The 14,442-nt window shown below is 71.9% G+C and carries 10 protein-coding genes; 3 read left to right on the forward strand and 7 right to left on the reverse strand.

Features of this window, described 5'->3' with window-relative positions; genetic code table 11:
• The 5 genes from G4D87_RS01750 to G4D87_RS01770 form a co-directional block, all read right to left on the reverse strand.
• Positions 1 to 1,440, reverse strand: a complete 1,440-nt coding sequence (locus G4D87_RS01750) for an ADYC domain-containing protein (protein WP_163777741.1) — start codon at positions 1,438 to 1,440, stop codon at positions 1 to 3.
• Between the two features lie 192 nt (positions 1,441 to 1,632).
• Positions 1,633 to 5,520 carry an nSTAND1 domain-containing NTPase gene (locus tag G4D87_RS01755; RefSeq protein WP_163777744.1) on the reverse strand — a complete coding sequence of 1,296 codons (3,888 nt, stop codon included), beginning with the start codon at positions 5,518 to 5,520 and terminating at the stop codon, positions 1,633 to 1,635.
• Positions 5,517 to 7,265: a sigma 54-interacting transcriptional regulator gene (locus tag G4D87_RS01760; protein WP_163777818.1), complete on the reverse strand. Its 1,749-nt coding sequence runs from the start codon at positions 7,263 to 7,265 to the stop codon at positions 5,517 to 5,519. Before G4D87_RS01760 ends, G4D87_RS01755 begins: the two co-directional genes overlap by 4 nt.
• A gap of 182 nt (positions 7,266 to 7,447) precedes the next feature.
• Positions 7,448 to 8,128, reverse strand: a complete 681-nt coding sequence (locus tag G4D87_RS01765) for a hypothetical protein (RefSeq protein ID WP_163777747.1) — start codon at positions 8,126 to 8,128, stop codon at positions 7,448 to 7,450.
• Between the two features lie 5 nt (positions 8,129 to 8,133).
• Positions 8,134 to 8,646, reverse strand: a complete 513-nt coding sequence (locus G4D87_RS01770) for a hypothetical protein (RefSeq protein WP_163777750.1) — start codon at positions 8,644 to 8,646, stop codon at positions 8,134 to 8,136.
• 346 nt (positions 8,647 to 8,992) lie between these two features.
• Between G4D87_RS01770 and G4D87_RS01775 the strand changes: the two genes are divergently transcribed.
• Entirely contained in the window at positions 8,993 to 10,318 is a 1,326-nt protein-coding gene (locus G4D87_RS01775) for an APC family permease (RefSeq protein WP_163777753.1), read from the forward strand.
• A 55-nt stretch (positions 10,319 to 10,373) separates the two neighbouring features.
• On the opposite strand, the gene G4D87_RS01780 is transcribed toward G4D87_RS01775, so the two are convergent.
• Positions 10,374 to 11,813, reverse strand: coding sequence for a glutamine synthetase family protein (locus tag G4D87_RS01780; protein WP_163777756.1), 1,440 nt, complete (start codon positions 11,811 to 11,813; stop codon positions 10,374 to 10,376).
• A 235-nt stretch (positions 11,814 to 12,048) separates the two neighbouring features.
• A complete protein-coding gene (locus tag G4D87_RS01785) occupies positions 12,049 to 12,564 on the reverse strand; it encodes a GFA family protein (RefSeq protein ID WP_205507377.1) in 516 nt (171 codons plus the stop codon).
• A 75-nt stretch (positions 12,565 to 12,639) separates the two neighbouring features.
• Here G4D87_RS01785 and G4D87_RS01790 point away from each other — a divergent pair, with 75 nt between their 5' ends.
• Positions 12,640 to 13,446: an alpha/beta hydrolase family protein gene (locus G4D87_RS01790; RefSeq protein WP_163777759.1), complete on the forward strand. Its 807-nt coding sequence runs from the start codon at positions 12,640 to 12,642 to the stop codon at positions 13,444 to 13,446.
• Positions 13,447 to 13,540: 94 nt separating this feature from the next.
• Entirely contained in the window at positions 13,541 to 14,434 is an 894-nt protein-coding gene (locus G4D87_RS01795; protein WP_163777762.1) for a hypothetical protein, read from the forward strand.
• Positions 14,435 to 14,442: the final 8 nt, after the last annotated feature.

A 14,442-nucleotide genomic window follows, 5' to 3' on the forward strand; every position in this document is an offset into this window, starting at 1 on the left:
TCAGGGCGTGTTGAGGGCGGAGCTGTTGAAGACGCGGCTGCCGTAGTAGTGGGCGGCCTCGTCTGCGTTGTCGCAAATCTCCGCGCACTTGCCCGTGCTGTAGGGCGTGTTCGGGTCCCTGCAGTCGTTCACGATGTCGCCGTTCGCATCGTAGATGGGGGGATTGAGCGGGACGCAGGACGCGGTCAGGTGCTTCCAGCGCAGGTGGCTGAGGCACGCGGGGCCCGCGGTGTTCCAGCCCGCCTCGAAGGTCAGGTCATCCGAGCCGGAGCCCGGCGACGGCGCGGAGATGATGGCCGGCGTCAGGTCGTCCCAGGGGCGGATGCGGGTGCCGTCCTGGGTGAAGGACGTTCCCTGGCCGCAGTAGTCGGCGCGCGCCATGCGGGTGCAGGACCAGTGAGCCTCGGTGACGGGGCCGGGCGTCGCGCCGTCCCGCCACGGCTGGTAGCCCCAGCGGTAGCACTTGGCGATGACACCCGCGTCGCAGCCCAGCGTGAAGGTCCGGGGGCTCTCGCTCCGCGCTCCCGTCAGGTTGAAGACGCCCTTCACGGGCACGGCCCAGTTCGCCCCCGTGGAGCACAGGGACACGGGGGACGTGCCACCGCTGGGCGTGTAGCGTACCCGGTAGAGGAAGGTGTGCCCGCTCGGCTCCCACATGCCGGAGCCTTCGGTGTTCGGGAGCGCGTTCCCATTGATGACGTCTTGAATCTCCAGGAAGGGGCCCGTGGACGGCTGACGGAGCCGCGCGCCAATCAGCGCCTCGCCTTGGAAGATTTTGCGCGTCGTGGGGTAGGTGCTCGACCGGCTCGTCAGCTGCATCAGCCAGGCGGTGTTGGGCGTGCGCGGCCCGGCGAGCGCGGTGTAGACGCCGCTGGCGGGACAGGTGAACTCGACGGTGGGGCAGTTGTTGAGGGAGAAGCTGCTGTTGGCGGAGGCGAGGTAGCCCGGCCCCTGGTGCTCGCACGGGGACTCGCCCGAGCAGACGCGGACCACGGGCGCACCCGTACAGCGGTTTCGAGGGGAGCCGCTGTCGCCGCCCATGAGCGTGACGACGCTTCTCGGTGAACAGACGCCTTGCCCGTCCACGACGAAGCCGCAGCTTCGCGTCTCGTTCGCGGCGGCGCCTCCGCCGCAGGCCATCAGGCTCGGCGTGAAGCCATTCACCGCCAGGGGCATGGCGGCCACGATTTCACCGCGCGCGAGCTGAACGTCGGCGTCCCGGAACGTGCCGGCGTGCCGCACGAGCGCCCCGTCGTACATCACCGAGCGCACGGGGGTGCCGTGGAGCTGGGTGCCCTGGGAGTGGGAGTCGGGGTCCTCCGCGTCCGCCGCGAAGGACTGCTGGGCCAGGGCCGCGTCCGTCTCGTCCAGGGGTGGCGCGCAGGCAAGGAGCAGGCAGAGCGCGAAGCAGGGGCGGAGCATGCGGAGGCGGGACTTCATGTGAGGCACCTCGGTCGTTGTGGGGTGGCCGCCGTCAGAGCATTCGCCATGCCATCCCGCCAGGGCGCGACCGGACGCCCGGTGACCCTGGCAGGACTTGCAGGCAGCCCTGTCCTGGCATGTGTCGCGAGCAGGAATGGACGGCAAGGATTGCCAGGGGGCTGGCAGGGATTGCCGGCAGGGGACGCCCGTTCAGGGACGCGGCGTGGCGCAGACGCGAAAGCCGATGAGGGCCTCCCGCTGCGTCCGCTCCACCCGCTCCCGGTTGGCGGTGTGGGCGGTCAGGTCGCTCTGGTACCAGCTGCCGCCCTGGGCGGACGGCTTCTCCGGGTCCACGTCGGAGCGCGTCCACTCCCACACGTTGCCCACCAGGTCGTCCACGCCGAAGGGGCTCCGCGAGCGCGGGTGGCTGCCCACCTCGTCGGGGCCGAAGCCCCAGGGCTCCCGGCCATAGGTGGCGTCATGGTTGGCGTCGTCCGGCGCCAGCCAGTCGCCCGCGGGGTAGCGGCGTCCGTCCGCGCCCCGCGCGGCCCGTTCCCACTCCCGCTCCGTGCACATGCGCGCGCCCGGCACCTGGCCGGTGCGGTCCAGCCACGCCACGTAGGCCAGGGCATCGTCGAAGGAGACGGCGGACACGGGGAAGCGCAGCCAGTCCTGCTCCTGCCGGCGGTCCCGCTTGCCGTAGCGCAGTCGCTCGCCGTCCCTCACGCTGTAGCTGGCGGACGCGGGGCGCAGGGTGAGCCGCCAGCGGCCATCCGGCTCGTGGGCCAGGTCCACCACGGTGAGGCGGCGGCGCGAGCCCGGCATCCGCGCGGCGCGCTCCTCGGGTGGCAGCGTCTCCAGGAAGGCGATGTACTGCGCGAACGTCACCTCGTGCCGCGCGATGAGGTACGCGTCCGTCTCCACGCGATGCAGCGGCGGCGCGAAGAAGAAGGCCCGCCGCAGGTACTCACTCTCTGACGCGCCCTGGAGGAAGCGTCCGGCGGGGATGTGCACGAAGCCCTCGGGGACCGCCTCCGCGGCTGGAAGGGGGACCTCCAGCGCCAGCCGCTCGCCGGATGCGAGCAGCACGGGGACACGCACCGGGAACCGGCCCGGCGCTTCCAGCACCAGCAGGTGGGAGCCCGCGGGCAGTGCCACCTCACGCAGGGGCGTCTGTCCCAATTCGCGTCCCGGGACGGGGGCTCCCTCTGGCGTGGGCTCCAGCAGCCGCACGCGAGCGCCCGCCGGCTCGCTGGTGAGCGTCAGTTGTGCGGGTGCCGTCAGCCCCCGGCGCAGCTCGCCCAGGGGGTCATGGGCCCCGAGCCGCGCGAGCCACTGCGCGCGCTGCTCGGGTTGTCGCTCCTGTTCGGCGAGCTCCACGCGCGTCACCAACACGTTGGCCATGAGCGGGCTCACCCGAGGGTCTCCGGGCGCCAGCCCCCAGGCGGCCTCCAGCTCCGACATGGCGCGCAGCGCGGTCTCTTCCACCGCCTGTCGGGCCTGCTGGGCGCGGGTCCACACGGCTTCGGCCGCGTCACGGTTCCGTGGGCCCGGCGTGTCGAACAGGGTGAAGGCCTCGGCGCTCAGTTGGTCCAGCTCGGCGCGGCGCTTGTCCAGCGCGGCCTGCTGCGCCTGGGCCTCGTCCAGGTGGCGGTTGATGCGGGCGTCCAGTTGCGCCCGGGCCTGCACGCGGGTGACGCCCACCACGCCTCCCAGCACCAGGGGCACCAGGGCCACGGCCAGCCAGCGCGTCACCCGGCGACGGCGCGCGGCCCTGCGTGCGCGGGAGAGGAAGTCGCGCTCCCGCGGCTTCTCGACGTGGGAGAGGCCCGCGGCGCGGCTCTCGGTGAGCTGCCGCTCGCCGTAGAGCAGCTCGGGCGGGTGGCCCAGCCGCTCCCACTCCGCGGCGGCGCGCTCCAGGCGCATGCGCGCGGCCCGGCGCTGCTCGTCCTGTCCCAACCACCCGCGCAGGGTGTCCCAGCCGGTGACGAGGCTCTCGTGGGCCAGCGTGTACACGCCGTCTCCGTCCTCCGCCTCGCCCGCGGTGAGCAGCCGGCCGCGCACCAGTCCGTCCAGCACCGCGCGTCCGGCGTCGTCGTCGGGGCCGCGCAGCAGCTCCTCCTGGGTGCGGCGAAGGCGCGTGCCCTCGGGCGTCACCAGCTCCAGGAGCATCGCCCGGGCGCGAGGCCGCTGCTCGGGCCGGAGACGGGCGACCACCGCGTCCGCGTGACGGGCCAGCGCGCCTTCCACGCCGCCCAGGGCCTCCAGCGCGGCGGCGGGGATGCGCTGGCGCTGGGTGTCCCGTGCCTCCCAGAGCGCCTCCAGCGCGAACTGGAGCAGGGGCAGGCCTCCCTCCGCGCGGGCCGCGGAGGCGACCAGGGCGTCCACCATGGCGGGGCTTTCGAAGCGCATGCCCAGCACGCGGACGGGGCCCTCCACGGCTTCGCGAAGTCCGTGCTCGGAGAGGGCGCGCAGCAGGTGGAGCGCGCGCGGCACTTCATCCCCCAGGCCTGGGAGGGCCACCAGCCGCGTGAGGCAGTCGCTGCGCGCGGTGGCGAGGAGGCGGACGCGGGGCGCGCGGCGCAGCACCAGGGCCAGCTCCTCGGCGAGCCGGGCCGCCTGCGTGGGCTCCGAGAAGGTGACGAGCTCCTCGAGCTGGTCGATGAAGAGGAGCAGGGGCGGGGCGTTCGTGGGACGGCGACGCAGGGCCCGGGCCAGGACGCCAGGCTCCTCGGTGGCGAGGCGTGAGCGCAGGGCCTCCGCGCGCTCCCCGGCCGCGGGGGCCAGCAGCTCCACCCAGGTCTCCAGCGGACGGCGCCCGGGGGTCCCGGAGAGGACCGCCCACGCGGGGTCGCCCTCCTCGAGGCCGCTCTGACTGACCGCGGGGAGGATGCCCGCCCGGCACAGCGAGGACTTGCCCACGCCGGAGTCGCCCGCCAGCAGGACGAAGGTGTCGCCGCGCAGCCTGTCCAGGACCTCTCGCAGCTCGGGCTCGCGGCCGAAGAAGACGCTCCGGTGCGCGGCATCGAAGGCGCGCAGTCCCAGGTAGGGATTGCCGGCGGGGAGGGCACTGGCGCGCGTGGGCGTGCTCAGCGCTTCGAGTGCTTCTCGAAGTGCATCACCGGACTCGTAGCGGCGGGCAGGGTCCGCGTCGAGGCAGCGGTCCACGATGGCGGCGAAGGCTGGTGACAGTCCCGGCGCGTGCCCGGCGAGGGGCGCGGGGGGACGCGCCTGTATCGCGGCACCGAGCTGCTCCAGCGGTACGCCCTCATGGGGCGCGCGGCCCGCGCACAGCTCGTAGAGGAGCACGCCCAGCGAATAGACGTCGCTGGCCCGGCTGGCGGGCTCACCGCGCCACAGCTCGGGCGCGAGATAGAGCGGCGTGCCTGGAACGAAGTCCTGGCGGGCCTCGTCGGAGCCTGACCTCGGGAAGTCGCTTGCCCCGGTGTCGGCGCGCGGGCCGGTATCTCGCCCCTGCATGACGGGGAGCGGCTGGGTGTCCACGGGCCGGGGTCCAGGCAGTGGCCGGGTGTCGGTGGGGCCTGGCCTTGATGAAGACGGAGCGTCCGCGCCCGCCACCAGGGCGGGGCGCTCCACCTCCGCGAGCGCGGCCTCCGCGAGTCCGAAGTCGAGCAGCTTCACCTCGCCGTCCTCGGACAGGATGGCGTTGGCGGGCTTGATGTCCCGGTGGAGGATGCCGCGCCGGTGCGCCGCGGCCAGTCCTCGCGCGAGCCCAAGGCCCAACGTGAGCGCCAGCCGTGCATCCACCGGCCGCTGCAGCCGGTCCAGCGGCGTTCCCTGGATGAGCTCGGACACCAGGTAGGGCTGGCCACGCACCTCGCCGACGCGGTGGATGGCCACCACGTTGGGGTGCTGGAGCCGGGCGATGGCGCGAGCCTCCTGGAAGAAGCGCGCGCGCGCCGCCGCGTCCGGCAGCCGGCCCTGCGCCGTGGCGATGAACTTCACCGCCACCCGCCGGTCCAGCAGCGTGTCCTGCGCCAGGAACACCTGGCCCATGGCGCCGTGCCCCAGGGGGCGCAGCAGCCGGTACTCCTCGAACTCCGCGGGGGGATTCAATCGCCCGGAGGAGGGTTTCATCCGTTGGGCGACCCTTTGCGAGCGGCGCGGGGTTGCAGTCCAAGCTGCTTCAGCTTGAACGAGAAGGTCCGGATGGGCATGCCAATCATCGCCGCCGCGCGAGTCTGGACGCCCTCGGCCTCATCGAGCGCCTCCTGCATGCGGCGGCGCTCCAGGTCTCGAATCTCCTGGGCCAGGGGAACACGCGTCTTCTGGGGCGCCACCCGCTCCGCCACCGCGGGAAGCGGCGCCAGGTCCTGCGCCAGGGGCTGCGTGGGCGCGCCGGTGCCACGAGGCCGCATGCGCGAGGGGAGGTGGTGCGGCTCCACCACGTTCTCCGGCACGGCGGCCGCCGCGTAGTCCATCAGGTTGCGCAGCTCGCGCACGTTGCCGGGCCACGCGTGCCGGGACAGGGCGTACAGCGTGCCCGCGGACAGCTCCAGCTCCTCACGGCCCAGCGACTGGCACGCCCGGGCCAGGAAGTCGCGCGCCAGGAGCGGCACCTCGCGCGGGCGCTCCCGCAGCGGTGGCAGCAGCACCGTCGCCGCGCCGAGCCGGAAGTACAGGTCCTCCCGGAACCGCCCCGCGGCCACCTCCGCCTCCAGGTCCCGGTGCGTGGCGGCCACCACGCGCAAGTCGATGGAGCGCTCCCGCACGTCGCCCACGCGGGTGATGCGGCGGACCTCCAGCGCGCGCAGCAGCTTGGCCTGCGCGGAGGGGGGAAGCTCGCCCACCTCGTCCAGGAAGACGGTGCCGCCCTGGGCGCTCTCCAGCAGGCCCACGCGGGTGGCGTTGGCGCCCGTAAAGGCGCCGCGCTCGTGGCCGAAGAGCTCGCTCTCCACCAGCCCCTCCGGCAGGGCCGCGCAGTTGATGGCGATGAAGGGCTTGTCCGCGCGCGGAGACCAGTGGTGCACGGCGAAGGCGGCGTTCTCCTTGCCCACGCCCGTCTCACCGCACACCAGCACGGGCAGCTCGCTGGCCGCCAGCCTGCGCAGCAGCGCGTAGAGCTGCGCCATGGCGGGGTCCGCGACCAGCACGGTGCGGTCCGCCAACGTCAGGCGGGTGATGCCCTCCGCCGCGGGGGCCCACGCGCCGGACACCGCGGTCCGGGCCGCTGCACGCGCCGCCGCCACCAGGGACTCCGCGTCGCAGCCGTCCGAAGGACAGGTCGCGATGCCCAGGCGCCCCTGGGGACATGCGGCCAGCAGCGCGCCGACGCGTTCCCCCAGGCCATCCTCGCCCGGCTCTCCAGAGACCTCGGGCATCATCCACAGCAGGTGCGAGCCGTCCAGCCAGCCCGCGGCTTCCGCCGGGCCCGCCTCCGCCGCCAGGAGCGCCTCCGCCGCTTCGTGTCCCACGCAGCCCTGCTCCGGCAGCGCGAGCACCAGCGCGGTGAGCGGCCGGCCATACCGCAAGGCGCGCTCCGCCTCCTCGCGCAGCCGCGCCATCAGCCGCTCCGCCTGGAGCGGGGCCTGCGCGGGAGCGGCGCGGGCACGCGTGCGCACCACCGCGACCACCGCGCCAAAGGACACCACGTCACCGGACAGCAGGGGCTGCGCGGTGTCCACGGGGCGGCCGTTGAGGGTGGTGCCGTTGTGGCTGCCCAGGTCCACCAGGCGCGCGCCTTCCTCCGTCAACACCAGACGCGCATGGCGGCGTGACACGCTGTCATCGCGCAGGCACAGGTCCGCCTGCTCGTCGCGGCCCACCAGCACCACGCCTTCGGCGGGAAGGGAGAACCGCGACGTCGAGTCCCCCTCCAGCACCAGGAGATACGAGGCGCCGGCGCCTGATGATTCCGGCGCGCTCCCAAGAGGGCGCGTGTCGCGAGCACTGGGCTGTGGAGTGGCCATGTCGAAGCGGAGAATGCTGTCACGCCCACACTGGACCGGGCAACCGGGGGCGCGTCCAGACGTGCGCCGGCCCGGGCTCCACACGCCTGGGCGGCTCATGGTCGCAGCGTCATGGGAAGCGCCTCACCCGCGCGCGACAGGTAGATGCGCGAGGCCCGCCGGCCGCCGTCGTCCGCGGGCCGCATCACCGCCTGCCCCTGGAGGCCATTCACCCTCATCAGCGATGACAGCAATTCCGCGCGTGCCTCGGCCGCGTCATGCTCCACCTCCAGCACACACATCCGGGTGCGGCAGTCCACGCGCGTCAGCCGTGAGCCCGCGAAGTCCGCGCCGCTGAACGCACGGGTGACGAGCGTCTCCGTCTGTCCCGCCCAGTCCCTGTCACGCGGCTCGGTATGGGCGGCGGCCTGCAGCTCGGCTTCCAGCTCCTGCCGCCGCTCCTCGCGAGCAACCTCCAGCGTGGCCAGGGTTTGCGCGGTGGGCGCCGCCGCCTGGGGTTCGGGCGCTGCCTCCTCCCCGGGCCCGGGCAGCGGCGCGGGGCGCCCCACGGACTCCACGCGTTGCATCAGGTGCCCTTGTCCCCGGCGCAGCGCCTCCAGCTCCGCGCGCAGCGCCCGCACCTCCGACGTCAGGTCCGCTGGGGACCCGGGCCGGGCCTCGGCGGCTTCCTCGCGCGCCGGTGTGGCTTCGGGCGTGGCCCCCCACATGCTCCACCCACCGGCGGCGGCGACCGCGGCCGTGGCCAGACCCAGGATTCCCCAACGAACCTGTCGCATGGTGGCTACTCCGTGACGACGAAGCTGGCGAGGACGGACGAGTACGTGCTGGAGCCGCTGGTGTACTGCCCCGGCAGCACGCAGCGCAGGCTCACGTAGCCGTTGAGGCTCGCGAACACCGACGGCAGGCTGATGGAGAAGGTGTTGTGGCTGGAGGTGTTCGCACCCCAGTTGGAGCACGCCGCGGACGAGGCGAGGGCGGTGCCGTCCTTCTCGGCCACCGTCGCGGTGCAGCAGACGTTCTCCGTCAGGTGCGGGTCCAGCGCGGTGACGCTGACGGACAGCGATTCCGTGAAGGAGGGGATGGAGACGTTGCGCTGAATCGGGCAGACGACCTCGATGGTGTTCGAAGTCGAGTTGAGGAGGCGACCACTGCGGAAGATGGTCGGGTTCGCGAAGCCAGAGACAGACGTACAGAGCGAACCCGAGTAGGTCGCGGTCCCCGCGAGGGCGGGCAGGGCGCTGAGCATCGCGAGCGCGGCAACGGACTTCGACACGAACGAAAGCGACTTCTTCATGGTGCTCTTCCTGGCTTCACACCCTCGTCGCGGCGCCGCGTCATGCGGGCCGGCGGAGCGTGGCGAGGAGGGGCAGAGCAACCCGGATGCCAGCCTTTGCACCGCGTCCGTGCCAGGGAGTCCATGGCAGGTGAGGCAGATGTTGCCGCGCCCGCGCCATTCCGGTGCGGCAAGGCTTGCCAGCCCCGGCAAGACTTGCCGTTCCTACGGCGTGGTGGTGGGGGCCCTGCGCTGGAGCGCGCAAGCGGCCTGGATATCGGGCCGGAACGCTCGGCATCCGCAACCATGACGAAGGGGCCCGCCCGGTGCATTGGTGCCCGGCGCTCAACTGTAGTGAAGTACCTCCGTGCCGGTTCCTTCAACTGCCCCCGCCGCCGCGTCCGCGTCGCGTCCGGTAGGGCCGCTCCAGCTCCTCGCGCTTGGCGTCAATGGCATCGTCGGCGTCGGCATCTTCTTCGCTCCGGCGGAGGTCGCCGCGCTGGCGCCGGGGGCCAGCGCCATTGTCGCCTTCGCGCTCACCGGGCTCGCGCTGATACCGGTGGCGCTGGCCTTCGCCGTGCTGGGCCGGCGGTTCGACGCGGACGGCGGGCCCGTCCTCTTCGCGCGCGCGGCCTTTGGAGAGCGGGCGTCCTTCCTGGTGGGGTGGGTGGCCTACGTCAGCGCGTTCCTGAGCACGGCCGCGGTGGTGGCCGGCCTCTCCCAGGCGGTGGCGCCCTCCCTGGGCCTGGAGGGGGCGCTGGGGCAGCGCGTGCTCGCCTCCGCGCTCGTCACGGCGCTGGCGGGCGTGGTGGCGTCCGGCATTCGCGTGTCGGCGGGGACCTGGACGGCGCTCACCGTCGTCAAGCTGCTGCCGCTGGCCGCGCTGCTGGTGGCGTTCCTGGCGCTGTCGGGGCCACCTCCCGCCCAGGCGGTGGCCGCGAGCCCGGCCATGGACGTGTCCTGGCTGCGCGCGGGGTTGACGGTGATGTTCGCCTACCAGGGCTTCGAAATCGTCCCGGTGATTGCAGGGCAGGTGCGCTCGTCGTCGCGCACCGTGCCGCTGGCCACGGTGGGCTCGCTGCTGGTGGCGGTGCTGCTGTACGTGGGCCTGGTGTGGGCGTGCGTGGCCGCGCTGCCGGAGCTGGCCACCCAGGCCGCGCCGCTGGCCGCGGCGGCGGGCGTGTGGGGCGGGCCTGGGCTCGAAGGGTGGGTGAAGGCGGGCACCAGCGTGTCCGCGCTGGGCATCTGCCTGGGGATGATGGTGACGACGCCGCGCTACCTGTCCGCGCTGGCGGCGGGCGAGCACACGCTGCTGGGACTGGACGGGATGTCCGCTGGCGGCGTGCCGGTGCGCGCGCTGGCCGTCACCTGGGCGCTGGTCCTGCTGTTCGTCAACCTGGGCGACCTGTCGGAGCTGTTCGCCCTCTCCAGCATCGCGGTGCTGATGCAGTACGGCGTCACCTCGGCCGCGCTGGCCGCGCTGGCCTGGCGACGTGAGCGGGGGCTGCGTCCGCTGCACGCCCTGCTGGCGGTGCCCACGCTGGGGCTGGGGCTGACGTTGGTGGCCTTCGGCGCCAGCCCGCGTGAAGGCGTCACCATGGGCCTCACCACCGTCGCGGGACTGGTGCTGCTGCGGCTGTCGCGGCCCCGGGCCTCCGAGCCGCCCGCGGCGCTGCGCGGCGAACCGCTGTAACGCACGAAGCCGCCGCCTCCCCATGTCGCGGGAGGACGGCGGCCCCTCTCCGTGCCTAGAACTGGCTCCAGAGGTACTGGTTGGTGATTTCGTGGTGGAACACGATCTCCGAGTACTTCACGCGGTTGCCCAGCTGCTTCGGGCTGCGCTCGGCCGTGGACGTCTTGAGCTCGGCGAACTTGCTCTGCACGCTCTCACCCAGGATGGACGACACGAACTGGCTGCCCTTGAAGAGGCGGATGGCGTCGAAGATGTTGTCCGGGAGGAAGCGGGTGCGGCTGCGCTTGGTCTCCGCGTCCTCCTGCGGCTGCGGGCCTTCCATGCCGGTGCGCAGCAGGGTGTAGAGCACCAGGTACGGGTTGGCGTCCGGCGCCACCGAGCGGCACTCGACGCGCGCGCTGCGCTCGTTGCCGAAGGGGATGCGCACCATCGCGCCGCGGTTGTTGGCGCTGGCCTTGATCTGGTTGGGCGCCTCGTAGTGCGGGTCCAGGCGGCGGTACGCGTTCACGCTGGAGTTGAGCGTGAGGCAGATGTCGTTCGCGTTGTTGAGGATGCGGTCGATGAACTCCCAGCCCATGGGGCTGAGGCCGTCCTGGCCGTCCTTGTCGTAGAAGAGGTTCTTCCCGCCCTTGGACAGCGACATGTTCACGTGCATGCCGTTGCCGTTGACGCCCGTCACCGGCTTCGGGAGGAAGCTGGCGGTGCAGTCCAGCTGCGCGGCCACCTGGCGGCTGAGCAGCTTGTAGAGCTGAATCTGGTCGGCCGCGATGAGGGCCTCGCTGTACGAGAAGTTGATCTCGAACTGGCTGGGCGCCACCTCCGGGTGGTCCTTCTCGTTCTGGAAGCCCATGGCGCGCTGGGCCTCGGCCACCTTGTCGATGAACGTGCGCAGCACGTCGCCGGGCAGCGAGTGGTAGTAGCCGCCGATGGAGATGAAGTCGAAGCGGCCCGTCTCGTGGTAGTGGCGCTCGGCGTCGCGGCCCTTGAAGAGGAAGCCCTCGATTTCGGGCGCCGCGTGGAACACCGTGCCGTCCTTCTGGTACATCGACTCGGTGAGCTGCTTCAGCTTGCCGCGCAGGTCGGCGTGGTACGGCGAGCCGTCACGCTCCAGGACCTCGCTGAACACCAGCACCTTGCCCGGCCCGAAGATGTCCGAGGGCAACCAGTAGAAGGCGCCCCAGTCGATGTTCAGCCGCAGGTCGCTCTCCTGCTGCGCGGAGAAGCCCCGGATGGAGGAGCCATCGAACGTCAGGTTGTCGGCGCTCTTGATGAGGAACTTCTTGTCGTAGTCCAGCATGTGCAGCCGACCCTCGAGGTCGGTGAAGCACACGGTGACCGCCTTGATGGCGCGTTCCTTCGTCAGGTAGTCGATGCGCTCGTCACGGAGCTTCTCAGGCGCGATGTGCTTGAGACGCTGCTCCTTGACCTTGAGGTTGCGCTCTTCCAACTCGTCGTAGGGAATTTCCAAGAACGTCCGTAGCCCTTTCGCGTCCATTGTCCGTACCTCCCAAGCCGGGTTCCTCGCCGTCAGTGCGGCGGAAGGAATCCGTGGACGCAGGTATTTACACTTGGGGACAGGAAATCAAGTCTAAATATGCCGACCTGAAGTATAAAACCTTTGCGCCGAAACCTTCAAGCTCGCCTGCTGACACTCAAGCCTACCATGGACGCTCCCGGACTGATGGCCGGTGGGCACTGGAGCGGGCGTTTTTATCGCGATGCGTCACGTCTCAACGGCCGAGCCACATGGCCACCCGGGCGCCCACGAGCTTCAACATGAACCCGAGCGGGTAGCTTGGGTAGCTCGGCACGTCGGTTGGCAAGGTGACGCTCGCGGGTTTGAACTTCGTCTGGACGCGCGCCTCCACGGGCGGGGCGGGCTGCTGGAGCCGGGCGCGGTACACCGACACCCAGTGGGGGCCGCGGTCGAAGCCCAGGAACATGGCCGTGTTGCAGCAGGTGGCGACGACGCGGTTCGAAACAGACTTCTCCTGGAGCTTGTGGGGGCGCAGCAGCTCGGCTCCCTTCTCGCAGCGGACGCGGTCCTTCCGGTAGAGCACGTACTCCGTCCCGCCGTCGGGCGACAGCACGGGGCGCGCTTGCGGCAGCGCCTCGATGCGGCGGGCGCCTTCCTGGCAGTCATCGCAGTAACAAGCGGTGGTCATGAGGGGCTCGCCACGCGCTTCGACCTCCACGCTTCCGCACGCGCACCGGACGGTGGTGACCTTCATGGGCGGCTTCGACATCGGCGACTCCGGGGTAGGGGGGCGCCCTGGCTATGCCTCCACGGGTGGGCCCACGCAACCGGGTAGGATGCCTCCATGAGCTCGATGTGGGTCCTGGAGACGCCCGCGCCCGCCGCGGACGCGCGCATCCCGTATGGAACGGAGTCCCACCAATTCGGCGACCTGCGTGTCCCCGAAGCCCCGGGCCCGCATCCGGTGGTGGTCGTGGTTCACGGAGGTTTCTGGCGCGCGAAGTACGGGCTGGAGCACGCTGGCCACCTGTGCGCGGACCTGACCCGGCGCGGCTTCGCGACGTGGAGCCTGGAGTACCGGCGCGTGGGGCACGAAGGCGGCGGCTGGCCCGGCACGCTGGAGGACGTGGCGCGGGGCACCGACTTCCTGCGCACGCTCGCGCGGGCGCATGCGCTGGACCTCTCGCGCGTCGTGGCGCTCGGCCACTCGGCGGGAGGGCACCTGGTGGCGTGGCTGGGGGCCAGGCACCGGCTGCGGCCCGGTGATGCGCTTCACGGTGAGGCGCCGTTGTCCCTGCGCGGCGTGGTGCCGCTGGCGGGCGTGGTGGACCTGCCGCGCGCGTTCGCGCACCGGCTGGGGGACGGCATCGTGGAGACGTTCCTGGGTGGCACGCCGTCCTCGGTGCCGGAGCGCTACCGCACGGCCTCGCCCGCGGCGCTCCAGCCGCTCGGGGTGCCGCAGGTGCTCGTCCATGGCGCGGAGGACGACACCGTGCCCGTGTCGATGAGCGAGGACTTCTGCGCGCGCGGCCGTGAGCTGGGAGACGACGTCCGCTGCGTCACCTTGCCGGGCGCGGGGCACTTCGAGGTCATCGACCCGCGCTCGCGGGAATGGCCCCAGGTCGTGGCCGCGGTGCAGGCCTTGATGTGAGGCTTTGGCTGCGAAGTCGCCCGCTTGGTTCTTCACAGGTCAAGATTCGACAGGGTAGGTTCGTTTTGAAGAGAAGTCCTTTTGAGGGGGCATCATGGGCGTCGTCTATCTATTGCTCTACATCGCGGGAGGGGGGCTGCTGACCCTGGGGGTGTCCCACTTCCTTGATGATGTGATGGCGGGCGAGCCGCTGTGGAGCGCGGGGCGTCTGGTGGCCATCGGAGCGTTCCTCATTTGTCTCGCGGGGGTGCTGCACGCGTTCGTCGCGCGGCGCCGCGACCCGGGGGGCGCGCCGGCGGCATTGCCCAGGATGAGGGCTCGCTCGTTCGTCCTGGCGGGCGCCCTGTGGGCCGTGCCCATCCTCGTGGGGTGGGTTCAGTTCGAGCGCTTCGTCGACCCCATCCGGATGATGCCGCAGCTCACGGTGCTGGGCGGCCTCTTCCTGGTGTTCTGTGTGTGCACCCACGTCATGGCGAACCTGCGCGCCCGCATGGTGGCGACGACCATGGCGGTGGCGTGTGTCGGCCTGCCGTTGGGGTTGCTGGGGGCCGCGCTCCCCATCCGCCACTTCAACCATCACCTCAGTGATGTGGTGACCCTCCTGATGGACCCCGTCACCCGCGAGGACCGGAGCGTCACGAGCCGTCGTGATGGCGTGGACATGCCCCCGGCACCGCTGGATCCGCACGAGAGCCTGCTGGCGGTGGCGGCCGCGATGGGAGATGCCCGCCCCATCGACGTGGAGGCCGAAATCGCCGCGGGGCGCATGCGGCAACTCGAGGACGGGACCTACGTCATCGTGAATCCAGACGGCTCGGAGTCAGGCCTGGCCGACGCGAAGGCGTTCGACCAGCAGCTCGACGAAGCGGACGCGGCCGACAAGCGCCGCGCCGCCGAGGCACAGGCGGCGCGCGTGGCGGCGTGGGAGCGGGAGCTGCGCCAGCGCAAGCTGGGCGGCCGGCTCTTCACCCGGGCTCCGGCGGACTGAACCTCGCC

Source organism: Myxococcus vastator (assembly GCF_010894475.1).
GTDB classification, from domain to species: domain Bacteria; phylum Myxococcota; class Myxococcia; order Myxococcales; family Myxococcaceae; genus Myxococcus; species Myxococcus vastator.